The organism is Brevundimonas lutea, from assembly GCF_003704105.1.
Classification (GTDB): domain Bacteria; phylum Pseudomonadota; class Alphaproteobacteria; order Caulobacterales; family Caulobacteraceae; genus Brevundimonas; species Brevundimonas lutea.
In genome coordinates this window covers 421,471-442,934 of record NZ_QUOQ01000003.1, presented here as the reverse complement: position 1 = coordinate 442,934, position 21,464 = coordinate 421,471, and the positions used below count along the sequence as shown (strand labels likewise).

Below are 21,464 nucleotides of genomic sequence, written 5' to 3'. Positions count from 1 at the left end.
GGCTGTCACGCGCGGGCGCCAAGGACCCCCTTTGCCAGACCGCCTTCGAGAGCCTGCCCGTGTCCAAATCCCTGCTGATCGCCGCCGCCTCTGGCCTGGCTCTGCTCGCCCTCCCGGCCATCGCCCAAGAGCCGACGCCGACGGCGCCGGCTCAGGCCGAGACGCCGGGCCAGCGCCCGGCCCTGGTGGTTATGATCGTCATCGATCAGTTCAGCGCCAATCTGATGAACCAGTACCGCAGCCGCTTCACCGGCGGACTGAAGCGGCTGATCGACGGCGGCGTGGTTTATCCAAACGGCTATCAGGCCCAGGGTCTGACCGAGACGTGCCCGGGTCACGCGACCCTCTTCACGGCGGCCTTTCCGACCCACGCCGGCATCCCGGCCAACGACTGGTACGACACGGCGACGGGCGAGAGGACCTATTGCCTGGCCGCGCCGGACAACGCCCTGGCCGACGGTGACCTGAGCGACAATGGCCGGGTGGGGCCCGAGCGGCTGAAACTCGACGCCCTGGGTGACTGGCTGAAGGCGGCCAGCCCCGACAGCCGCGTCTATGCGGTGTCCGGCAAGGATCGGGGGGCGATCACCCTGAACAGCCATACCGGCGACGGCGCCTACTGGTACGTGCCGGAGTTTGGGTTCACCACCTTCGCCCGGCCGGGCGAGGACATGGCCGCCAGGATGGCCCCGATCGCCGAGCTGAACAGCCAGGTCGCCGAGGGTTTCCGGGTCGCGCCGGCTGCGTGGGCGTACGCCAGCGAGGCCTGCCGCGCGCTGGAAGGTCGCTGGACCATCAACGACCGCGAGTTCGTTTCGACCGTGCCGCCGGCCAATTTCGCCATCGATTCCTCGCCCCTGCTGGACGAGCTGACGCTGCAGGCGGCCGAGCATCTGATCGACGGCCAGCAGCTGGGTCAGCGCGGCGTCACCGATGTGCTGGGCGTCAGCCTGTCGGCCACCGACCGCATCGGCCATGGCTACGGCTCGCAGGGCCCGGAGATGTGCGAGCAGATGCACCGCCTGGACCTGGCGTTGGGCGAGTTCCTGGAGCGCCTGGACCAGCTGCCCGGGCCGGTGTTGATCGCCCTGACCGCCGACCACGGCGGCGCCGACTTTCCCGAGCGTACCGCCCTGCGCGGCCATCCCGAGGCGCGACGGGGCGACCGGGAACTGCTCAACCGCACCAACGCCGCTCTGCGCGAGCGTTTCGACCTGGACGCCGATCCCCTGATCTCGGACGGGATGCTCTACGTCGTGGACGGCGAGCGCCGGGCGCTGCCGGAGCCGCTGAAGAGCCAGGTGGCCGCCGCAACGGTCGAACTGATCCGCGCCGAGCCCACGGTGGCCGGGGCCTGGACCCGCGCCGAGGTTCTGGCCGAGCCCATGCCGCCGCAGAACGCCGATCCCGAGGAACTGACCCTGATCCAGCGCTTCCGCTTGAGCGCCGATGCCGAGCGCGGCGGCGACATCATGATGGCGCTTCACCCCTGGATCACCCCGGGTCAGGGCCGCGTCGGCGGCTCCGTCGCGGGGCACGGCACGCCGTGGGACCACGACCGCCGGGTGCCGATACTGTTCTGGTGGTCGGGCGCGGCGGCCCAGGAACGCTATTCCCCGATCCGCACCGTCGATATCGCCCCGACCCTGGCCAACGCCATCGGCGTCGCCGTGCCGGAGGGGCGCGACGGTCGCTGCCTGGCTCTCGGCGACGTGGCGCCGACCTGTCCGGACTAGAGACGCGGGGCTCTCCAACCCCTATTTGTCGGCGGACATGAGCGATCTGTTCGAAGCCTCCGGCATCCACCCGCCCCACGCGCCCCTGGCCGACCGGCTGCGGCCGCGCGCGCTGGAGGAGGTGGTGGGACAGGACCACCTGTTGGGGGCCGAGGGGCCGATCCGGCGGATGGTCGAGGCCGGACGCCTGGGATCGATGATCCTGTGGGGCCCGCCGGGCACGGGCAAGACCACCATCGCCCGGCTGCTGGCCCAGGCGGCGGGCTATCAGTACCAGCAGATTTCGGCGGTCTTCTCCGGCGTCGCGGATCTGAAGAAGGCGTTCGAACAGGCGCGGGTGCGGCGTGCGGCGGGGCAGTCGACGCTGCTGTTCGTCGATGAGATCCACCGCTTCAACCGGGCCCAGCAGGACGGCTTCCTCCCTTTCGTGGAGGAGGGGGTGGTCACCCTGGTCGGCGCCACGACCGAGAATCCGTCGTTCGAGCTGAACGGCGCCCTGCTGTCGCGATCGCAGGTGTTCGTGCTGAAGAGGCTGGACGACGCGGCGCTTGGTCAACTGCTCGACCGGGCCGAGGCGCATGAGGGCAAAGCATTGCCGCTGACCGCAGAGGCGCGGCAGGCCCTGCTGGCGCTGGCCGACGGCGACGGGCGCTATCTGCTGACCATGTCCGAGACGCTGTTCGCCCTGCCGGAGACGGTGGGGACGCTGGATGTGCAGGGGCTGGCCGGGACGCTGCAACGGCGCGCGCCGGCCTACGACAAGAGCCGCGAGGAGCACTACAACCTCATCTCCGCCCTGCATAAGTCGGTGCGCGGGTCGGACCCGGACGCGGCGCTGTACTGGCTGGCGCGGATGCTGAACGGGGGCGAGGACCCGCTGTATCTGGCGCGACGGATCGTGCGGATGGCGGTGGAGGACATCGGCGAGGCCGACCCCCTGTCGATCCTGGTCGCTAATGCGGCGAAGGACACTTACGACTTCCTGGGGTCGCCGGAGGGCGAGTTGGCCCTGGCCCAGGCGGTGGTGCATCTGGCCACCGCGCCCAAGTCGGTCGGCGTCTATGAGGCCTACAAGGCCGCGGCCCGCGCCGCCCGCGAGACGGGAAGCTTGATGCCCCCGGCCCATATCCGCAACGCCCCGACCAAGCTGATGAAGTCGCTGGGCTACGGCAAGGGGTACCAGTATGACCCGGACACGCCCGAGGGCTTTTCGGGCGCCAACTATTTTCCCGACGAGATGGAGCGCCGGGTGTTCTACAAGCCCAAGGGCGAGGGCCACGAGGCCAAGATTCGCGAGCGGCTGGACCGCTGGGCCGCGCTGCGCGCCGGCATAAGCAACGACCACGACACCGACACGGGGGACGATCAGGCGTGATTTCGAGTTTGGGGGCAGGTCGCGAACGCTGGCTGCCGGCCATCGCGGGCGCGCTGGCGCTTATCGGCGTCGGGCTGTTGGCGCTGGCGTGGACGACGCCTTGGCACAGCGATGGCCCGGCCTATTTCGCGGCTCTGGACGGGATCCGAGAGGGGCTCGGATCGTCACCTGGCCCGGCCGACTATCAGGCCGCGACCGTGCGGTTCGACCAGCTGCAGGATCAATATCGCACGTCGAAATGGCGCTATGCCGACCTCGGTTACGCCGCCCTGGCCTGGGCGGTGCTGCTGGGCGTGGTCTTCCTGTTGAGACGCCGGTTCGGGGCGACCGGCTGGACCACGCGGCGGGCGCTGGTCACCACCCTGCCGACCGTGGCCGGGCTGGGTCTGCTGCTGCTGGGCGTATTGGCCTCGGCCTGGCATCCGATCCGCCGTCACCAGGTTCCGGACTGGCTAGATACCTTCGCGACGGCCCAGTTCGGCGCCTTCGCCCTGATCGCCGTCATTGGCCCGATCGTACTGGCGCTGGCGCTGCTGCCCATCTTCTTCACCAAGCGCGAGCCCGGGCCGCCGTGGACGCTGCGCGGGCGAGGCTGGGGGGCCTCGGCGCTGTTCAGCCTGATCTATCTGCCGGCGCTGCTGGGCGCCGGGATCGTGCTGCTTTCGGCGATCCAGCCGGGCGGCTGGGCCGCCTCGACCGGGGCCGGGGTGATCCTGTGGTCGATGCTCAACGGCCGCGCCATCTGGCTGGGGCGCGCGCCGGCGGCTGATTGAGCCCGAACGTCCATCGCGTGGCGCAGGGTTCTGATTGCGTTGGTTCAGCACGACGATCACAGCGGAAGACACGACGAACACAGCGGGATCGGCGCCAAGGCCACCCCGGCATTTCCTAGGTGGGAGGGGGCTGATTAGACCGGGGCGGCGAACGCCGCCGATGCGAACGACGGCGCAAAAATCGAGCTGAACAGCCACCGTCTCCCCGGTGCCCGTTGTGATTTCTCTGTGGTCGCTGTGATGAACCCCACGACACCCCTGGTCGAGAAGCCTACTCCAGCGCGTCTGCATCCTCGGGCATGTCCGGCGCCGGGGCGCGGGCCGCCTCCAGCGCCGCAACCTGTTCGGCCAGCTTGCGGCGCATCAGGGTCGGACGTCGCCAGGGGCGCAGGCTGTCGCCGCCGGCGATAGGGTCGCCCAGATGGTGTTTGGCGATGAAGCCGGCCAGGGCGCCCAGAGCCTGAGACTTCAGCGGCCGTAGCCGGCGCGTGGTCGCTTCCAGCCCCCGCACGCCGCCGATAAGCCCTTGGGCGTCTACCGCCTTGGCCACAACCGTCTCCTCGACGCCCAGCCAGTGCGCGATCAGCCGTTGGCGGAACACGGCCACGCAGGCCTCGCCGTCGCCCTCAGCCTCGCCGGCGTCGATGATCAGGTCGCACTCGGTGTCGAAGCCTTCCGACCGGTTGTTCATGTTGCTGGATCCCAGTCGGACATAGCGGTCATCGACGATCATCAGCTTGGCGTGGACAATGATGGTTTCGCCGCCTTCGGTCACCGGGGCGCAGGCGAACAGGCGCCCGTGGCGGTCGGACTCCTCCAGTCGCTTGAGGAAGTTCGACCGGGTCTTGTCCATGGTCATCTGGTCGAACCAGCTGGGCGAGTGCTGGGTGGAGACCAGCATGATCTCGGGGCCGTCGGCCTCTTCCAGGCGCTGGGCCAAAGCCTCGGCCACGATGGGCGAGGCGAAATACTGGTTCTCGAGATAAAGGGTGCGCTTCGCCGCCGCGATGCCGGCCAGGGTGGCCGCCTCGCCCTCGCGGATCTCGGGCTGATCGCGCCACGGCGCCTGGGTGCGGGCGATCGCCACCGGCGCGCCGATCAGGTCGGGCTTCACATGGTCCGGCCAGGGTGTTGTCGCCTCGTCGGGCGGGGAGGGCAGGGTTTGTTCGGTCGCCCGTTCCCAGCGATCGCGGAACAGCTGGCCCAGGCCTCGCGCCGCCTCGCCGTCGACCATGGTCATGATCTCGTGGCGACAGTCATAGCAGCGCTTGCCGCCGCCGGGCGGCAGGCGGCGTGGATCGGGGAACTTGTGGTCCGGCGTGTCCCAGCGATCCGGGCCGATGTCGCAGCTGCCGCAGAAGGCCAGGGCGTCGTCGATCACCACCACCTTCTGGTGGTGGGCCGCGCCGATCGGCGCCGTCTTGTCCAAACGGAAGTCGACGCGCGAGTCCTTGAAGAAGCGCCGGCTGCGCCAGGGAAAAAACCGCTGCACGCCCGCCACCGGCAGGGGTGCGTCCCAGCACAGGATGCGGATGTCCAGGTCCGGCTGTTCCGCCGCCAGCCGCTTGAGGAAGGCGCCCATGCGCTCGGCCTCGCCGTTCGGTCCCTCGGGCGTCAGGGGCGTGTCCGGGTCGAAGGCCCAGTTCAAGAACCAGATCGACCGTCGCGCCTGCCGCATCGCCGCCTCGGCCGCCGTCAGATACGGGTCCATGTCGACCAGCAGCGCCACCCGATCGGCCCGCTCCACGCGCCAGGCGGTCGTTCCAGCTTCCAGCATCGCAGTCTTTCCCAGCCGTCCGAAGCGTTCCTTATCGGCCACGGGGGATGAACCCAAGGTGTCGGCGCTTCACGCCGGCCGAAGACCATACGCCCGGCCGATTGGACGGCGCGGCGGGGACTCCCGATCTTTCGCGGCGGCAAGCGCTCGAATTCTGTTGTTTTTTCGAAGATTGAGCGCAACGTGGGGTAGGGAGACACGCGATGAAACCTATAGCGATCAGCTGCCTAGCCGTTTTGGCGATGGCTACGGCCGCGCCTGTTTGGGCGCAGTTGCCGGCCATGAGGGATCGACCGCTGAGCGCGGCGGAGCGGACGCGGCTAGCTTCGCTCGAAGGTGACATCACGCGCATCGCGGCCCAGAGGAACACCTCGGCGGCGGCCGTGCGGGCCATCGCGCGCAAACTGGGCACGCGGCTAACCACCGCCGATCCGGGTCAGATCATCAAGGCGATCGACGACCGGGCGATCGAGCTGGCCGGGGCCAGGACCCGGATCGGAGAGTTGGAGAAGGAGCTCGAGACCCTGGACTCGGCCCGGCTGATGCGGGCCGTACAGCCGCTGCTGGAAGCCGCGACCAAGGCGATCGACGAGGGAGAGCTGGATGTGGCGGAGGCGAAGCTCGCCGAAGCCGGCGATCAGTTCGGCCAGGCGCGGACCACCCTGTCGGCCCGCGTCGACGATCTGGCCGCGCGGGAAGCCGACATCGTGAACCAGCGCGGCGCGGTCCGGAACGCGGGCTTTGACTACGCCGGAGCCGCCGCCCTGTTCGAGCAGGCGGCGATGCTGGCTCCCGCGGCGAACGCCGAAAAGCGCTGGCAATATCGACTGAACCAGGCTCAGTCGCTCTATCTCCAGGGCTCGGACCTAGCCGATCCGCAGGCGCTCGCGGCGTCGGCCACGGTGCTGCGCGATCACGCCCTGCCCCTCGTTCCGCGCGCCAGCAGCCCCGAGGCCTGGGCCGAGACCCAGGTCCGGCTGGGATCCGTGCTGACATTTCAGGCGTCGAGCCAGGGCGACCCGGCTCTGCGAGCCGAGGCCGCGGCCGCCTTCAGAAGCGCGGTCGATGCGTCCTCCGATCTGACGTCGCCGGCGGATCTGGCCGTGCGCCAGAGCAGCCTGGGCGCGGCGCTTGTGGCTCAGTCGGCCGGCGACCCCACCGCGCTCCCGGAAGCGATCGCCATGCTAGAGCAGGCGGCGCAGTTCGACGGCCCGCGCCGGCCGGCCGCGCTGGGCAACCTCGCCAACGCCTATGCCGCGGTGGCCCAACGATCGCGTCAGGCCGCCGACTATGACCGCGCCATCGCCGCCTACGATCGGATGATCGAGACCTTCACCCCGACGACCTCCCGCTACAACCGGGCCAACGCCTATGCCAACCGCGTGCTGGTCGTGGGCCAACGCGCGGACGCCGTCGGGGGCGATGAGGCGCGGCAAGCGACCCTCCAGGCGGTGCGGCAGGCGGATGAAAATGTCTCGCGCGACGAGACGCCCGCCCTGTGGGGCACGCTCAGGGACGTCGAGGGCACGACGCTTCGTCGACTGGCGGAGGCCGAGCCCGATCAGGCCAAGGCGCAGGCCCTGCTCGGCCAGGCCATGGCCGTCTACGACGCAGCCTTGCCGATCATGACCCGGGAGCGGTCACCGACACACTGGGCCAATCTGACGCGCGGCAGGGCCGAGGTTTTGGTGGTCGTGGGGCGACGGGCCGGCGACACGAGCATGCTGCGTTCGGCTTACGACGGCTTCGGCGCCTATCAGGAGGTCTTCACTCGCGAAAGGGCGCCCATGGCGTGGGCGACGACACGCGGCTCGCAGGCCGCTCTGCTGCTTGAAATGGCCGGTCTTGGCCCGGACAGCGAAAAGGCCGCCTTGCACGGTCAGGCGCGTCAGGCGTTTCTGGACGTCGCCGAGGCCGCCCGAACCCAATCCGGGGGTGAGGCTCTGGCCAGCCGCGCGGAAGCGGCCGCCGCTCAGATCAGCGGCTCAACGTCGAGGCGTTGAGCCGATAGCAGACACCGCCCTCGAACCATGACAAACGCGCCCGATCCAAACCTCGGAGACGCGACGTGGCCTATACCCTCTACGGCATTCCCAACTGCGACACGGTGAAGAAGGCGCGGACCTGGCTGGGCGAGCGCGGGGCCGATCACGCCTTCCACGACTACAAGAAGGCCGGGGCGGACCGCGGCTTCCTCGAGGCGCGCGTGGCCGAGCATGGCTGGGAGACGGTGCTGAACCGGGCCGGAACGACGTTCCGCAAACTGCCTGATGAGGCCAAGGCTGGCCTGGACGCCGACCAGGCGGTGGCGCTGATGCTGGAGCAGCCGTCGATGATCAAGCGCCCTATCCTGGACCTGGGGGACGGCCGGACGCTGGTGGGATTCAAGCCCGAGGCCTGGGAGAAGGCGCTGAGCTAGGCCAGAATTTTCCGCCTCCCCGGCGAAGGCCGGGGTCCACGGCCGCGAACGCAGGTCCGTCGTCGGCATCTCACGCAAGACCTTCTGGGCCCCGGCCTTCGCCGGTGAGGCGGCGGGATCAGGAAACCAGACTGACCCGCTCCTGCGCCGTCAGCGCTCGCCATCTCCCTTCAGGCAGGCCATTCAGGGTCAGGGGGCCGACGCGGATGCGGAGGAGGTCCGTAACCTCCAGTTCGACCAGCTCGCACATGCGCCGGATCTGGCGGTTTCGGCCTTCGGTCAGGATGAAGCGCAGCGGGCCTTCGGGCGTGCGGGTCACGCGGGCGGGGCGCAGCTGACGGCCGTCCAACTCCAGGCCGTGGCGCAGCAGGGTCAGCTTCCGCTCGGTGACCTCGCCACCGACCGTGACCAGATACTCCTTCTCCAGCTCCGAAGCCGGGCCGATGACGGCCTTGGCCACCACGCCGTCCTCCGACAGGATCAGCAGGCCGCGCGAATCCATGTCCAGCCGACCGATGGGCGCCAGGCTGGTGTTGGCGTCGGGGATCGTTGGGCTCTCGCCCACGAGGGCGCGACGGGTCAACAGGCGGACGGCCGGAACCTGGCCCGGCTCGGGCTGGGCCGAGACGATCCCCACCGGCTTGTGCAGCAGCACAGTCAGGGCCGAACCCAGCTGCGCCTCGGCGCGGTCCGACAGGGTCAGCGTCTGACCCTTCTCGATCTTGCGGCCGGGGTCGGAGACGCGCTCGCCGTCGATGCTGACCAGGCCCTGGGCGATCAGGCCCTCCGCTTCGCGCCGCGAACAGACTCCGCTCTGGCCCAGCCAGCGGTTCACCCGCTGGGGCTCGTCGAGGTCATAGGTGCGGGTCCAGGCCATGAGCGCGGTCTAGACCGGGGCTCAGCGCACCGCCAGCCGGGCCATGACGCCGAAGTGGTCGGACGGATAGACGCCCGCGGCGTCGGCCTCGGTGGCGAACAGCCGGGCGTCGTGCACGGTAAAGCAGTCTTTCTCCACCAGCACATGGTCGATGCGCACGGCGCTCTGATGCAGGCCGGGAACCAGGGTCGTCGGCTCCCTGGCGGTCGGGTTGCGGAGCCGCCAGGCGTCGTCATAGCGGGCCAGCAGGGGCTGGAACTCGGGCCAGGCGATGACCGCGTTCATGTCACCGAGAACTAGCGACGACGCGTCGTCGGAGCGGCTGTCGATGAAGTTCAGGAGATCGGCGATCTGCTGGGCGCGGATGGCCCCGCCCTCCTGCCGCCAGTGCAGGTGGGTGTTGAAGATGTCGACGGGGCTTCCGTCTAGATCGACCCGGACGTGGGCGGCGGTGCGCGAGTCGTCGAGCGGCCGCAGCTTCATCTCATCGCGCGCCAGCACCGGAAGTCGGCTGAGGACGGCGTTGCCATAGCGGCGGGCCTGGCCGGGCGGGTCGATCGAGACGAAGTGGACATCATAGCCGCCAAGAGCTTGAGCGATGTCCTCGGCCTGATTGGGCAGGCCCTCGTCCTGCAGCACCTCCTGCAGGCCGATGATGTCGGCGTCCAGCGCGGCGAGGTCGCGAATCACCATAGGCCTGCGGGTCGGCCAGTCGCCCATGTCGTGCCAGATGTTGAAGGTGGCCACGGTAAGGGACCGTCTGGCGCTTGTCCCCGTGGTTGCGCAGGCGGCAAGCGGCATCGCGGCGATCCCGGCCCCGGCGACCAGCAGGCGGCGGCGGTTCAGCATTGGCGATCTCCTCACGCGAAAAGGGGGACACCCTAACGCCTGGCCGACCTTACGAAGATTTCACGTCCTGTTTCGCATCCGTGGACGCTCGTCCCCGCCTCTTGTGATCAGAAGGCCGCGGCATGACGCTCCGGTCCAACGAACGTCTCTCTGAGAAGGAAGCCCGAGATGGAAATTCTTGTCGCCCTGGCCGCCGTCACGGCGCCGTTCCTCATGGTCGTGGCCATCGTGGTCTGGCCCAAGATCATCAGGGCCCGCGAGCAGGCCGAGATGCAGGCCACCGTCCGGGCAGCGCTGGAAAAGGGCCAGCCGCTGCCACCCGAGCTGATTGAGGCCATGACGCGTAATGTGCCCGAGGCCCCGCCCAAGCGGCCCAGCTCTCGCGCCCGCGACATCCGTCAGGGCATCATCTGGCTGGCGGTCGGCGTCGGCATCGCCCTGTTCTCCATCGTCAGCGACTTCGGCTGGAACGACGGCTGGGTCGGTGCGAACCAGAGCCTGCTCGGCATCGCCACCATCCCCGCGACCATCGGCGCCGCCTTCCTGGTGCTGGGCCTGCTCAACAAGAACCGCGACTGATCGTCGGTCACGGGGAGGAACCGTCGGATCATGGCCAAGCGCCCGATCGACATGCACGACGTGGAGCTGGCCGCCCTGGCGGCGGCCGGCGGCCGGGCCGAGTTCGGCGAGCTGGTTCGCCGCCACGGCTCGGCGGTCCGCGCCCTGCTGAGGCGGATGGGCGCCCAGCCGTCCCTGGCCGACGACGTGGCCCAGGACGCCTTTCTGACCGCCTTCCAGAAGGTTGGCGAGTTCAGGGGGCAGGGCACCTTCGGCGCCTGGGTCAAGCGAATCGCCGCGCGGCTGTACCTGCGGCGGCGCTCCAAAGAGGCGCGCTATGTCGCCGAGCTCGAGGGTGAACCGGAGCCTTCCGGCGGCGTCCAGGCGGGGGAGCTGGTCGACCTGGACGAGGCGCTGCAGGCGCTCAGCGAGGTCGAGCGGTTGTGTGTCTCACTGTGTCACGGCGCTGGCTTCTCCCATCCGGAGATCGCCCAGTCGCTGGACCTTCCCCTTGGAACGGTGAAGTCCCATGTCAAACGTGGTCTCGATAAACTCCGCGCCCGGCTTGCGCCGGTCGTGGACCAGCACGGGAGGCCGGCCGATGTCCGGGCCTGACGAATTCGATCCCTTCATCGAGCGACTGTACGCCCGTGCGCCGCAGATGGCGGACGCCGACCTGTTCGCCGCCGGCGTGGCGCGGCGGCTGGAGCGCGGCTCCCGTTTTCGCGGCGTCTTCCTGGGCGCGGCGGGCCTGATCGGAGGGGTGGTGGCGGTGCGCGAAACCCTGGCCACCAATTTCGTGTTCCGCGCCGGAGAGGCGGCCGAGGGGTCGGCTCGGGCGGTCGACACCTCCCTGACCTCGGTCGGCGTGCAGGGACAGCAGGCGATGATGAACGGTCTGGATCAGCTCGGCCTGGGGTCGTTCATCGATCTCGGCGCCCTGGGCGGCATGACCCTGTTCTGGGGACTGGCGGCGGCTCTGGTGGCGGCCGCCACCCTGGGCGCGCTCAAGCTGACGGGCCAGACCTGACGTCCGCGGGGCTCGCGCCGTTTTCCGGCCACGGTCCCCCCCTAGGCCAGCAATCAGCGACCCGCCGTCGCCCGGGCGCAGGATTGCGCCCTCTGCGTCTGTTGCGGGGGCCGGAACGACCCAGTAGGGTCGCGCCGCAATTTCCGAGGGGCCCCGTACGTGGTCGATGTCTTTGAAGCGGTCGAGGAAGATCTTCGATCGGAGCGTTACAAGCGCCTGGCCCGCCGCTGGCTGCCGATCGTCGGCGGCCTGCTGCTGCTGGCGCTGATCGCCGCCCTGGCGTGGTGGGGCTACGACAGCTGGCGCACCCGGCAAGCCGATGAGGCCTCGGTCCAGTACCAGGCCGGTTTGGAAGCCTTGCAGGAAGGCGACGCCGAGAGCGCCGAGCAGGCCTTCGTCGCGGTTCAGGAATTTGGGGGGGCTTACGGCGCCCTGGCTCTGCACCAGCGGGCCAATCTGGCGCTCGTCGATGGCGACGCCGCCCAGGCCCTGGCGCTGCTCGATGAAGCCGCCGACGCCACGCGCGATCCGCTGCTGAAGGACGCCGCCGCGCTGAAGGCCGCCTATCTGGCCATGGATACCGACGCGTCGCTCGCCGACATGGAGGCGCGCCTCAATCCGCTGGTCGAGGAAGGCCGCCCGTTCCGCCCCTTCGCCCAGGAGGCGCTGGCCTTCTCGCGGCTCAAGGCGGGTCAGGCCCAGCCGGCGCGTGAGGCGCTCAGCCTGCTGACGATCGGCCAGGACGTGCCGGAAAACGTCCGCCAGCGCGCCCAAGCCGCGATTGACAGCATCGACAGCGGCCTCGCGCCCGCCCTCGCGGCGACGCTTCAGGCCATGCCGGCGGATGGAGCCGGCGCTCCGGCCGCCGCCGCTCCCGCCGCTCCGGCCGCCGCGCCTGCGTCGGTTCCGGCCGCCGAGGCTCCGGCCCCGGCTGCCGCCCAGTAACGTGTCGCTCAGGATCGAACACCGCATGACCGCCACCGCTTTCAGGCTCGCCGTGATCGGGCTGGTGTCCGTGGGCCTCGCTTCCTGCTCCACGGCCCGCAGGCTCTGGCCGTTTGGCGGGGACGGCCAGCCGGAGGCGGTCGCCGCGGCCGGGGAGCGCGTCTCGATCATCGAGTTTGAGCAGCAGCTGACTCCCTCGTCTGACCTTGCCGGTCGCGACTTCTTCCTCCCTGGACCGACACCCGTGTCTTCCTGGGCGGTGCCGGGCGGCAACCTCGAGCAGTCGGTCGAGCATGTGAATGCGGCCCCGGCCTTCCAGGTCGGCTGGCGGCGCGATATCGGCGCGGGCACCGGCGGTCGCCTTCAGGTCACGTCGCCGCCGGTCGCCGACAATGGACGACTGTTCGCCATCGACGGTGAGGCCGACGTGGTGGCCGTCGACGCCGCGACCGGCGCCATCGCCTGGCGCACCAACATCAAGCCGACCGACGAGCGTGAGCCCGGGGCCGGCCTGTTCGGCACGGGCATCGGTTTCCGCGGCTCCGCCGGCGAGGTCACGGGCGGTTTCGGCGGGGGCGTGGCTGCGGCGGGCGGCCGCCTGTTCGTCGTCTCGGGCTACCGTCAGGTCCTGGCGCTGGACGCCGCGACCGGCGCGATCCAGTGGCGCCAATCGGTCGAGTCGCCGATCCACGGCGCGCCGACGGTGGCCGGAAATCGGCTGTACGCCATCGACGTCGACAACCAGCTGCTGGCCTTTGATGTCGCCACGGGCGAGCAGGCCTGGTCCTATCAGGCGATCGCCGAGCCGGCTCGCTTCCTGCGCGCCTCCAGCCCGGCGGTGACCGGCGACACGATCATCGCGCCGTTCTCGTCGGGCGAGGTCATTGCGGTGCGCGCCGCCAATGGCCAGCCGCTGTGGCAGCAGGTGCTGTCGCAGGCCAGCCGCACCAACGCCCTATCGGAAATCCGCGATATCGCGGGCCGTCCGGTGATCAACCGCCAGACTGTCTACGCCGTCAGCCACTCGGGCGTGATGAGCGCGCTGGACCTGCGCACCGGTCAGCCCAAATGGAGCCTGCCGGTCGCGGGCGTGAATGCGCCTCTGGCCGCCGGCGACGCCGTCTATATCGTCTCCAAGTCGGGCGAGCTGACGGTGGCGAACCGCGAGAACGGCGGCGTCTACTGGACCCGTGATCTGAACGAGGGCCGGGTGCGTCAGGAAGGCGGCTTCCTCGGCTTCTTCGACCGCACCGTGCGGCCGATCTGGTCGGGGCCGATCCTGGCGTCGAACCGACTGATCCTGGTCAACTCCGACGGCGTCGCCGTGGCGCTGGATCCCAAGACCGGGGCGCAGCAGTCGGAAATTCGTCTGGGGGCGCCCGCCTATATCGCGCCGATGGCCTATAATGGCGTTCTCTACGTCCTGCTCGACAACGGGCAGCTCGTCTCCATTCAATAGGGCCGGAAAGGGCCGCGTGAGATGGCCCTGAAGGTCGCCATCGTCGGACGCCCCAATGTGGGCAAGTCGACCCTGTTCAACCGGCTGGTGGGCAAGCGCCTGGCGCTGGTCGATGACCGGCCGGGGGTGACCCGCGACCGGCGCTACGCCGACGGGAACATCGGCGACATCGACCTGACGCTGATCGACACCGCCGGCTATGAGGATGTCACCGACGAAAGCCTCGAGAGCCGCATGCGCGAGCAGACCGAGGCGGCGATCGAGGACGCCGAGCTGATCCTGTTCATGGTCGACGCGCGCGAGGGCGTGACGGCCCTGGACCGCATCTTCGCCGATCGGCTGAGGAAGCAGGACAGGCCCGTGGTTCTCCTGGCCAACAAGTCCGAGAGCCGGGAATCCGGCGGCGGGGTCGGCGAGGCGCACGGGCTGGGCTTTGGGGAACCCGTGGCTATTTCGGCCGAGCACGGCGAGGGCATGGCCGACCTCTACGCCGCCGTCGCCATGGCCTCGGCCGACATCGAGGTTTCGGAAGACGAGGAAACCGACAAGCCCATTCGCGTCGCCGTCATCGGCCGGCCGAACGCCGGCAAGTCGACCCTGATCAACCGTCTGATCGGCGAGGACCGGCTGCTGACCGGGCCGGAAGCCGGGATCACCCGCGACTCCATCTCGGTGGACTTCGAGCACGAGGGACAGCGCTTCCGCCTGGTCGATACCGCCGGCATGCGTCGCAAGGCCCGGGTTCAGGAGAAGCTGGAGAAGCTGTCGGTCGCCGACACCATCCGGGCCATCACCTTCGCCGAAGTCGTGGTCCTGGTCATGGACAAGGACGACGCCTTCGACACCCAGGACCTGCAGCTGGCTGATCTGGTCGAGCGCGAGGGGCGGGCGCTGGTCTATGTCGCCGCCAAGTGGGATCTGGAGGAGGAGCCCCAGGCGCGGATGGCCGAGCTGAAGGTTCTGGCCGAAAACAAGCTGCCGCAGTTGAAGGGCAGCCCGTTTGTGGCCCTGTCGTCGTTCTCGGGGCGCGGGGTCGAGCGGCTGATGCCGGCGATCACCGAGGCGCATGCGACCTGGTCGGTGAAGGTCAAGACGCGCGATCTCAACGATTGGCTGGCCATGGCGACCCAGCGCCATCCGCCGCCCGCCGTCGACGGCAAGCGGGTCAAGCCCAAATACATGGCCCAGACCAAGGCGCGACCGCCCACCTTCGTGCTGTTCGCCAGCCGCGCGTCGGCCATGCCCGACCACTACAGACGCTATCTGGTCAACAGTCTGCGCGAGAGCTTCGACCTGCACGGCACGCCCGTGCGGCTGACGGTCAAGGCCGGCAGCGCCAATCCCTACGCCGAGGGCGGCGCCAAGTCCGGACCCGAGCGGTTCAAGGGGACGGCGAAGACCGCGCCGCGCAAGATCCGTAAGGCCGAGGCGCTGTCGAGCCTGCCCGGCAAGCGTATCGAGCAGCAGAAGGCCGCCAAGCCCAAGGTGAAGGCACTGTCCGGGCTGAAGTCGGGATCCGGCAAGAAGGCCGGAAGTTCTGTGCCGGTGGGCAAGGGCGCGCGCGGCGGGGCTCGGCAGGTTTCGCGCTCGGGCCGCGTGCGTACCGGCCACAAGAGCGGTCCGCGCCGCTGACCCGCGCCCACGGCGCGACAACCGAGATTAGGGAGAGCCTGATGAGCTGGCGACTGATGACGGCGGCGGCGATCGGACTGCTGGCGGCTTGCGACACGGCCGAGGCCCCGGCTCCCGCGCCCGCGCTGGCCCCTTCGGTGGCGGCGCCAGCCACAGCCGCGCCGACGGAGGTCGCCTATCCCGAGACCTATGACTGGTCGTGGCGACCCCACGGCGGATCGGCCAATCTGGACTTCGGCGACGGGGACTGGGCCGAGGGCGTCAGCCTGTTCGGCCTGTCGTGCCTGCCGGCCTCCGTCGAGGTCGAGATGACATGGCCGGGTGACGAACCGCCGCCAGCGCGCCTGACGTCCGGCGGCGAGAGCGAGGTCTTCGCCTGGGCGTCGACCGCCCCGCTGGACCATCCGGTCATCGCCGCGCTGTCGCGCTCGGGCGCTTTGGACGTCACCACCGGCGACCTGATCACTGGCCCGGCGCAAGTGACCCGATTGAACGCCAAGGCCGAGGGCCTGACGGCGGTGCGGGCCTTCTTCGGCTACTGCGAGACCGGGGCCACCGATCCCTATGGCCTCACGACGCAGAACGGCTCGTCCGCCACTCCGGGAAGCTAACCCTCAGCGGCGGGACGGCGTCGGGGCGAACGAGGTCGAGGATCAGGGGCGCGATCTCCGAGGGCGGCGACAGGTCGGCCGGGTCCTCGCCCGGATAGGCCTGGGCGCGCATCTGGGTGCGCAGGCGGCCTGGGTCGAGGATGGCGACGCGGATGGGCGTGTTCTCAATCTCGTCGGCCCAGGCGGCCATCAGCGCCTCGGCTCCGGCCTTGGTGGCCGCATAGGCGCCCCAGAAGGCCTTGGGGGCGCGGGCCACGCTGGTGGTCAGATGCACCACCCGCCCGGCGTCGGATTGGCGCAGCAGGGGCTCCAGAGAGCGGATCAGGCGGTAGACGCCGGTGAAGTTGGTGCGCTCGATCTTGGCGAAGCCGCGCGGCTCGGCGTGGCTGACCGGCGTCAGCCCGGCGGCGCCCAGGGTGGCGGCCGTGTGGACCCAGATGTCGAGGCGGCCGAAGCGCTCATGCAGAGCCCCGCCGAGGCGGTCGATGCCGCCGCCGTCGACGATGTCGAAGGGCACGAGGGCGGCGTGGCGGCCGGTGGCGGCGAAGACGGCGTCGTCGAGCTCTTCCAGGCCCCCCTGGGTGCGCGCGGCGGCCACCACCTGAGCGCCGGCCCTGGCCAGGGCCAGGGCGGCCTCATAGCCGATGCCGCGCGAGGCGCCCGTGACCAGGGCGATTCGGCCGGCGAGTGGGAGGTCGGGGGAGGGGGTGTCCGTCATGGCGCGGCTGATAGCGCGCCCGAGCCGTCAGACATAGCCCGGGGCGGGCTGCCACAGGCTGAAGCTGACACCCTGGTCGTCCTGAACCACGACATGTTTGCCGCTGTCGCTCTCGGAAGGCACGGCCGCCTTGCCGCCGAGCTCCTCGATCCGGGCGCAGGTCGCGTCGATGTCGGCGACGCGGAAGTAGAGGGCGGTGAAGTCGCGGCGCTCGCCCTTGGCGATGCCGAAGGCGGGCTCGCCCTGTTCGCCCGACCCGGTGACATGGGCGTAGGTCGGCCGGGACGAGTCGTCATTGAAGCCCCAGCCGAACAGGGCGCCGTAGAAGGCTCGGGCCTTGTCGATGTCGGGGGTCTCGAGGGTGAAGTAGCCGAGGCGATTTTCCATGCCGATCAAGCGCTCACCAGCAGCGAAAGTTGCTTGTGAGCCACCTCCGCGCCACCCGTCTCGACCTCGCGGTCCAAGAGGCGGGTGGGGTAGTCGCCGGTGAAATAGTGGTCGGTGTACTGGGGCTGTTCGGCGTTGCGGGGGCCGGCGCCGACCGCGCCGTAGAGCCCGTCGACGGACAGGAAACCGAGACTGTCGACCTCCAGGAGGGCCCGCATCTCGGCCAGGGAGTGATTGGCGGCCAGGAGCTGTTCCCGCTCCGGCATGTCGATGCCGTAGAAGTCGGGATAGAGGATCGGCGGCGAGGCGGAGCGCAGGTGGACCTCGGCGGCCCCCGCGGCCCGCACCGAGCGGACCAGCTTCAGCGAGGTGGTGCCGCGCACGATCGAGTCGTCGATCAGCACCACCCGCTTGCCGGCCAGCGCGGCGCGGTTGGGGCTGTGCTTCATCTTCACGCCCTTCTGACGGGCGCCCTGGCTGGGCTGGATGAAGGTGCGGCCCAGATAGTGGCTGCGGATGATGCCCATCTCGAACGGCAGGCCGCTCTCCTGGGCATAGCCGAGGGCGGCGGGCACGCCGGAGTCGGGCACCGGCACCACGATGTCGGCCTCGACCCCGTGCTCGCGGGCCAGGGCGCGGCCCATGGCCTTCCTGACCTCATAGACCGACTTGCCGTTAACCACGCTGTCGGGGCGGGAGAAATAGACATACTCGAACAGGCAGGGCCGGGCGGCGCGGGCGGGGAAGGGGCGCATCGAACGCAGGCCCTCTTCGTCGATGACCACCACCTCGCCGTGCTCGACGTCGCGGATGAAGGTCGCGCCGATGGTGTCCAGCGCGCAGCTCTCCGACGCCAGCACCCAGGCCTCGCCGAGGCGACCGAGGACCAGGGGGCGGATGCCCAGCGGGTCACGGGCGCCGATCATCTTCTTGGGCGTCTGGGCGACCAGGGCGTAGCCGCCCTCGATGCGGCTGAGGGCGTCGACGAAGCGGTCGACGATGCGGCTGCGGCGCGAGCGGGCGATCAGATGGAGGATGACCTCGGAGTCGGAGGTCGACTGGAAGATCGAGCCCTCGGCCACCAGCTCGTTCCGGAGCGCCCGGAAGTTGGTCAGGTTGCCGTTGTGGGCGATGGCGATGCCGCCAGTGTCGAGGTCGGCGAACATCGGCTGGATGTTACGCAGGAAGCTGCCGCCGGAGGTCGAGTAGCGGGTGTGGCCCACGGCCGCGTCGCCGGGCAGGCGGTCGACCAGGTCGGCCCCGCCGAAGGCCTCGCCCACGAGGCCCTGGTGTCGCTCGGTATGGAAGCGGTCGCCGGACACCGAGGCGATGCCGCAGGCCTCCTGGCCGCGATGCTGAAGGGCGTGGAGGCCCAGGGCCACGGCCGCGGAGGCGTCGCCCTCGGCGCCCCAGACGCCGCAGACGCCGCATTCCAGGCGGGGGCGGTCATCGTCGGCGTCGCGGTGGTGCGCGCGATGGACCACCGGATCGGCGATACGGTGCGAAGGGCTCATCGTCGGACTCCGAGGACGGGCGTCAGCTGGTTGGGACGTCCGGGGAGGTAGTCTCCGATTGCGGCTGGGGCAAGGCTTCATCCGCCTGCGGATCGTCCGACAGGCCCCGGCGGACCGAGTCCTCGACCACGGGCGTCAGCCGATCCATGCCCCGGCCGATGTCGGGCAGCACGGCCTGGATGGTGCGCGCCGAGGCGGCCCCCACGGGCTGGACCACCGCGCCGGTGAACCAGCCGGGCAGGCGCTCGGCCGGGGTGGCGGCGACCACCACCAGATGGACGACGCCCAGCAGGACCACGGCCCGGAGCGTTCCGATGGCCACCCCGGCGATGCGATCGACCACGCCCAGTCCGCCCGCGCCGCGCAGGCTCTTGGACGCCAACGCGCCCACGCTGCGGATGACGAAATAGATGATCAGGAAGACGACCACGACCGCCGCGATCGAGCCCGCCCAGGCCGGCTCGATCAGGCCGCGCGCCAGGGGGCCGGTCACCGGCAGGGCGATCAGGGCCAGAATGGCGGCCAGGACGAAGGAGAACAGGGTGACGATCTCGCGCACGCCGCCCCTGAGCCAGCCGGATCCGGCCGACAGCAGCACCACGATCAGGGCGAAAACGTCATAGCCGGTCATGCAGGGACGAGGGTGGCGTGATTCGAGGCGGGGCGGGGGGACAGTATCGTCGGCGGGGGCGGGGCGGGGAAGGTGGGTGGTGGCTCTGATTGCGTTGGGTTCATCACAACGAGCACGACGGGGTCACGGACGGCACGACGGGATCGCCGGGTCGATCGACGTCGAAGCCATGCGGTGGAGAGCGGAGACGATTCTGGACCGGCGCCGAGGCGCCGGTCGATCAGAACGAAGGTGCGCGACCTCACAAGGCCGGGGGTTGAGGCGGTTCGCCATTCCGTCGTGCTCGTCGTGACGCTTCGTTGTGTCCGTCGTGATGAACCGAGCGACGCTCCGCTGGACGGCGGCTCGTGGCCGAAAGCCCCTCCACCACTCCGTAGTCCCCCTTCCCATCGCTACGCGACGGGGAGGAGAGGGGTCATGGACCGCCCGCCCGTCTGTGGGCCTGCTCTCTGAGGAAGGGGGAGAGGGCGGACATAGCCCGGACCGCGTCGGCCAGGTCTTGGTGGGCGGCCAGGTCTGCCGCCGAGAAAAACGAGTCCAGGGAGTCCAGCTCGTCGCAGAGTGCTTCGGATTGTCGAAGGCGATCAGCGGGTTGAGCGGACGATTCGGCCCGATAGGCGTTGGACTCCGGGCTGGGCGGGGAGTCCAGGTCGGGGTCGGGGTCCAGCGTGCGGTCGTCGTCAGCGGTGAGGTCGGGCGGGCCGGCCTCGGCGGCCTCGCGGCGGCGCCAGGCGGCTTCGCGAGCCTCGTCCTCGGCCCGGTTCGCGTCGGGGGCGTGTCGGACGCGGACACAGCGTTCGCGGCGGGCGAAGTCGGTGAGCTGATCGACCATCTTCATCCAGCGCAGGGCGCCCAGGGCGTCGCCGGCGATGACGGCCCGGCGCAGATGGGCGCGGGCGCGAATGACCAGCAGGTCGGCGTCGAACGGCTCGTCGTCAGGTGGAGGCGGCCGCGTGGCCGAAGCGTCCGGCTGGTCGCAGTGACGCCAGCCCTCGCGTCTGGCGCGGGCGCGGAAGGTGGACAGGGGCACGCCGTAGCTCTCGCACAGCACGCGGGCGGGGCTTCCGGCCAGATAGTCCTCGCGCAACACCTTCCAGGGCGTGTCGTCGGGGGCGGGGCCGTCCTGGGTTTCGACAGTTTCCATCCGCCGATGATGGGGCATCCCGGGCCGGGGTCGGGGATAGGGACGCTGGTGGGCCGGAAAGGGCCGGGGTGTGGGGGTTCGGGCGGAAAGAATGGGGGAATAGGGGGACCCTCTCCCATCGGGAGAGGGATCAGAGGTGGGGCGTCACCTTCCTTTGCAGCAAGGCGACCAGTTCGGGCTGCATGAAGGCGTAGTCGTCGGGGATGTCGAGGCAGATGACGCGGGCGCGCTTCAGCTGGGGGCGGAAGCGGCGCTGGAGTTTGGCGCGGTGGGCGCGCTCCATGACGAAGATGATGTCCGCCCATTCCACCAGCTCGGCCGAGCAGGGCTCCTCGGCGTCGGGCGCCAGGCCGGCGGAGGCGGTCTCCACGCCGGGCCAGGCGGCGAACACCTGCTCGGCCGTGGGGGAGCGGAGGCGGTTGCGGGAGCAGAGGAAGAGGAGGTTGAAATCTACGCGGACCGGTTTTCTTTCGGAGCGAGCTCTTCTAGCAACTTTCTTTTGCTCGTGAATCTCAAAGCCTCTTCGACAAGTGCATGATGGTATCGAGTGAGATCGTCTACACGGCCGGGTATCCATTCGTTGAGCAAACTAGGATTCTGACCACACAAATCGATCCCCTCGGCTTTGATGTTTTTCAGCGCGGCGCGGGCGGCCGAAAAAGCATCAATCGACCGAGCGGTGGGGAGTTCTGCTAATCTGATTTCGAGCATGGTGACCCTCATCTCATCAAGTACGTCAATCTTAATCAGGCGATTAAAAACTACTTCGGGTGCTTGAGAGAGTTTCTTCCCCAAATCCCACTGTTGATTGATCGTTTTGACAACGACGGCAATGGGCTGGATTGCGGCCACAATTAGCGCTGCTTTCGCGGCACGCCGATCTCGCGAGTCGCGAGTGGCGAGTGAAACGGCGACCAGCAGCGTAGCTACCGTGCCAATTGTTTCTATTGCATTCCAGTCGAACCATTGCGTCAGATTGGCGATAGGAATGGCCCAAGTTGGCGGGGTCTCGAACATCCGTGTGGCCTA

At 69.6% G+C, this 21,464-nt stretch carries 22 protein-coding genes; 12 read left to right on the top strand and 10 right to left on the bottom strand.

The window, feature by feature from the left end:
* Nucleotides 1–59 precede the first annotated feature (59 nt).
* From EES48_RS06120 to EES48_RS06110, 3 genes are read left to right on the top strand one after another with little or no spacing between them, the layout of a single operon-like run.
* Nucleotides 60–1,736, top strand: coding sequence for an alkaline phosphatase family protein (locus EES48_RS06120; RefSeq protein WP_240623239.1), 1,677 nt, complete (start codon nucleotides 60–62; stop codon nucleotides 1,734–1,736).
* A gap of 37 nt (nucleotides 1,737–1,773) precedes the next feature.
* The gene (locus EES48_RS06115) at nucleotides 1,774–3,111 is read left to right on the top strand and encodes a replication-associated recombination protein A (RefSeq protein ID WP_122465483.1); all 1,338 of its coding nucleotides are present in this window, start codon (nucleotides 1,774–1,776) and stop codon (nucleotides 3,109–3,111) included.
* Nucleotides 3,108–3,884: a hypothetical protein gene (locus EES48_RS06110; protein WP_162998046.1), complete on the top strand. Its 777-nt coding sequence runs from the start codon at nucleotides 3,108–3,110 to the stop codon at nucleotides 3,882–3,884. Before EES48_RS06115 ends, EES48_RS06110 begins: the two co-directional genes overlap by 4 nt.
* 271 nt (nucleotides 3,885–4,155) lie before the next feature.
* Here EES48_RS06110 and EES48_RS06105 read toward each other — a convergent pair whose 3' ends face one another.
* Complete coding sequence (locus EES48_RS06105) at nucleotides 4,156–5,703, bottom strand: phospholipase D-like domain-containing protein (RefSeq protein ID WP_162998045.1); 1,548 nt, start codon at nucleotides 5,701–5,703, stop codon at nucleotides 4,156–4,158.
* A 239-nt stretch (nucleotides 5,704–5,942) separates the two neighbouring features.
* Here EES48_RS06105 and EES48_RS06100 point away from each other — a divergent pair, with 239 nt between their 5' ends.
* Nucleotides 5,943–7,664 carry a coiled-coil domain-containing protein gene (locus EES48_RS06100; protein WP_122465480.1) on the top strand — a complete coding sequence of 574 codons (1,722 nt, stop codon included), beginning with the start codon at nucleotides 5,943–5,945 and terminating at the stop codon, nucleotides 7,662–7,664.
* A 65-nt stretch (nucleotides 7,665–7,729) separates the two neighbouring features.
* A complete protein-coding gene (locus tag EES48_RS06095; protein ID WP_122465479.1) occupies nucleotides 7,730–8,080 on the top strand; it encodes an ArsC family reductase in 351 nt (116 codons plus the stop codon).
* Nucleotides 8,081–8,198: 118 nt separating this feature from the next.
* Here EES48_RS06095 and EES48_RS06090 read toward each other — a convergent pair whose 3' ends face one another.
* Nucleotides 8,199–8,957 (bottom strand): pseudouridine synthase, encoded by a 759-nt coding sequence (locus tag EES48_RS06090; protein ID WP_122465478.1) that lies wholly within the window; start codon nucleotides 8,955–8,957, stop codon nucleotides 8,199–8,201.
* A 21-nt stretch (nucleotides 8,958–8,978) separates the two neighbouring features.
* Complete coding sequence (locus EES48_RS06085; protein ID WP_122465477.1) at nucleotides 8,979–9,806, bottom strand: endonuclease/exonuclease/phosphatase family protein; 828 nt, start codon at nucleotides 9,804–9,806, stop codon at nucleotides 8,979–8,981.
* A 168-nt stretch (nucleotides 9,807–9,974) separates the two neighbouring features.
* Between EES48_RS06085 and EES48_RS06080 the strand changes: the two genes are divergently transcribed.
* The 7 genes from EES48_RS06080 (at nucleotide 9,975) to EES48_RS15010 (ending at nucleotide 16,041) form a co-directional block, all read left to right on the top strand.
* Nucleotides 9,975–10,385, top strand: coding sequence for a DUF6249 domain-containing protein (locus tag EES48_RS06080; RefSeq protein ID WP_122465476.1), 411 nt, complete (start codon nucleotides 9,975–9,977; stop codon nucleotides 10,383–10,385).
* Nucleotides 10,386–10,415: 30 nt separating this feature from the next.
* Nucleotides 10,416–10,979, top strand: a complete 564-nt coding sequence (locus EES48_RS06075) for an RNA polymerase sigma factor (RefSeq protein WP_122465475.1) — start codon at nucleotides 10,416–10,418, stop codon at nucleotides 10,977–10,979.
* Nucleotides 10,966–11,394 (top strand): hypothetical protein, encoded by a 429-nt coding sequence (locus EES48_RS06070; RefSeq protein WP_122465474.1) that lies wholly within the window; start codon nucleotides 10,966–10,968, stop codon nucleotides 11,392–11,394. The genes EES48_RS06075 and EES48_RS06070 overlap by 14 nt, the downstream gene beginning before the upstream one ends.
* Nucleotides 11,395–11,553: 159 nt before the next feature.
* A complete protein-coding gene (locus EES48_RS06065) occupies nucleotides 11,554–12,339 on the top strand; it encodes a tetratricopeptide repeat protein (protein ID WP_122465473.1) in 786 nt (261 codons plus the stop codon).
* Nucleotides 12,340–12,364: 25 nt separating this feature from the next.
* Nucleotides 12,365–13,798: a PQQ-like beta-propeller repeat protein gene (locus EES48_RS06060; protein WP_122465719.1), complete on the top strand. Its 1,434-nt coding sequence runs from the start codon at nucleotides 12,365–12,367 to the stop codon at nucleotides 13,796–13,798.
* A gap of 21 nt (nucleotides 13,799–13,819) precedes the next feature.
* Entirely contained in the window at nucleotides 13,820–15,430 is a 1,611-nt protein-coding gene (gene der / locus EES48_RS06055) for a ribosome biogenesis GTPase Der (protein ID WP_122465472.1), read from the top strand.
* A gap of 41 nt (nucleotides 15,431–15,471) precedes the next feature.
* On the top strand, nucleotides 15,472–16,041 hold the full coding sequence (locus EES48_RS15010; protein ID WP_205679377.1) for a hypothetical protein: 570 nt from the start codon (nucleotides 15,472–15,474) through the stop codon (nucleotides 16,039–16,041).
* On the opposite strand, the gene EES48_RS06045 is transcribed toward EES48_RS15010, so the two are convergent.
* From EES48_RS06045 to EES48_RS14795, 7 genes are all read right to left on the bottom strand, one after another.
* On the bottom strand, nucleotides 16,001–16,759 hold the full coding sequence (locus tag EES48_RS06045) for an SDR family NAD(P)-dependent oxidoreductase (protein ID WP_122465471.1): 759 nt from the start codon (nucleotides 16,757–16,759) through the stop codon (nucleotides 16,001–16,003). The two genes, EES48_RS15010 and EES48_RS06045, sit on opposite strands and share 41 nt — an antisense overlap.
* 27 nt (nucleotides 16,760–16,786) lie before the next feature.
* Nucleotides 16,787–17,146: a VOC family protein gene (locus EES48_RS06040; RefSeq protein WP_122465470.1), complete on the bottom strand. Its 360-nt coding sequence runs from the start codon at nucleotides 17,144–17,146 to the stop codon at nucleotides 16,787–16,789.
* A gap of 5 nt (nucleotides 17,147–17,151) precedes the next feature.
* On the bottom strand, nucleotides 17,152–18,660 hold the full coding sequence (gene purF, locus EES48_RS06035; protein ID WP_122465469.1) for an amidophosphoribosyltransferase: 1,509 nt from the start codon (nucleotides 18,658–18,660) through the stop codon (nucleotides 17,152–17,154).
* A 22-nt stretch (nucleotides 18,661–18,682) separates the two neighbouring features.
* Nucleotides 18,683–19,291, bottom strand: coding sequence for a CvpA family protein (locus EES48_RS06030; protein ID WP_122465468.1), 609 nt, complete (start codon nucleotides 19,289–19,291; stop codon nucleotides 18,683–18,685).
* Nucleotides 19,292–19,706: 415 nt separating this feature from the next.
* Nucleotides 19,707–20,435 carry a hypothetical protein gene (locus EES48_RS06025; protein WP_122465467.1) on the bottom strand — a complete coding sequence of 243 codons (729 nt, stop codon included), beginning with the start codon at nucleotides 20,433–20,435 and terminating at the stop codon, nucleotides 19,707–19,709.
* A gap of 130 nt (nucleotides 20,436–20,565) precedes the next feature.
* Entirely contained in the window at nucleotides 20,566–20,826 is a 261-nt protein-coding gene (locus EES48_RS06020; protein WP_205679376.1) for a low molecular weight protein tyrosine phosphatase family protein, read from the bottom strand.
* Between the two features lie 59 nt (nucleotides 20,827–20,885).
* Nucleotides 20,886–21,452 (bottom strand): hypothetical protein, encoded by a 567-nt coding sequence (locus tag EES48_RS14795; RefSeq protein WP_162998008.1) that lies wholly within the window; start codon nucleotides 21,450–21,452, stop codon nucleotides 20,886–20,888.
* Nucleotides 21,453–21,464: the final 12 nt, after the last annotated feature.

Bases quoted from the DNA above. Each gene is read 5' to 3' on its own strand.
- EES48_RS06115 (WP_122465483.1), top strand. From the start codon at position 1,774: ATGAGCGATCTGTTCGAAGCCTCCGGCATCCACCCGCCCCACGCGCCC.
- EES48_RS06100 (WP_122465480.1), top strand. From the start codon at position 5,943: ATGAGGGATCGACCGCTGAGCGCGGCGGAGCGGACGCGGCTAGCTTCG.
- EES48_RS06090 (WP_122465478.1), bottom strand. From the start codon at position 8,957: ATGGCCTGGACCCGCACCTATGACCTCGACGAGCCCCAGCGGGTGAAC.
- EES48_RS06060 (WP_122465719.1), top strand. From the start codon at position 12,365: ATGACCGCCACCGCTTTCAGGCTCGCCGTGATCGGGCTGGTGTCCGTG.
- EES48_RS15010 (WP_205679377.1), top strand. From the start codon at position 15,472: ATGAGCTGGCGACTGATGACGGCGGCGGCGATCGGACTGCTGGCGGCT.
- EES48_RS06085 (WP_122465477.1), bottom strand. From the start codon at position 9,806: ATGCTGAACCGCCGCCGCCTGCTGGTCGCCGGGGCCGGGATCGCCGCG.
- EES48_RS06080 (WP_122465476.1), top strand. From the start codon at position 9,975: ATGGAAATTCTTGTCGCCCTGGCCGCCGTCACGGCGCCGTTCCTCATG.
- purF (WP_122465469.1), bottom strand. From the start codon at position 18,660: ATGAGCCCTTCGCACCGTATCGCCGATCCGGTGGTCCATCGCGCGCAC.
- EES48_RS06070 (WP_122465474.1), top strand. From the start codon at position 10,966: ATGTCCGGGCCTGACGAATTCGATCCCTTCATCGAGCGACTGTACGCC.
- EES48_RS14795 (WP_162998008.1), bottom strand. From the start codon at position 21,452: ATGTTCGAGACCCCGCCAACTTGGGCCATTCCTATCGCCAATCTGACG.
- EES48_RS06030 (WP_122465468.1), bottom strand. From the start codon at position 19,291: ATGACCGGCTATGACGTTTTCGCCCTGATCGTGGTGCTGCTGTCGGCC.
- EES48_RS06040 (WP_122465470.1), bottom strand. From the start codon at position 17,146: ATGGAAAATCGCCTCGGCTACTTCACCCTCGAGACCCCCGACATCGAC.
- EES48_RS06075 (WP_122465475.1), top strand. From the start codon at position 10,416: ATGGCCAAGCGCCCGATCGACATGCACGACGTGGAGCTGGCCGCCCTG.
- EES48_RS06045 (WP_122465471.1), bottom strand. From the start codon at position 16,759: ATGACGGACACCCCCTCCCCCGACCTCCCACTCGCCGGCCGAATCGCC.
- der (WP_122465472.1), top strand. From the start codon at position 13,820: ATGGCCCTGAAGGTCGCCATCGTCGGACGCCCCAATGTGGGCAAGTCG.
- EES48_RS06025 (WP_122465467.1), bottom strand. From the start codon at position 20,435: ATGGAAACTGTCGAAACCCAGGACGGCCCCGCCCCCGACGACACGCCC.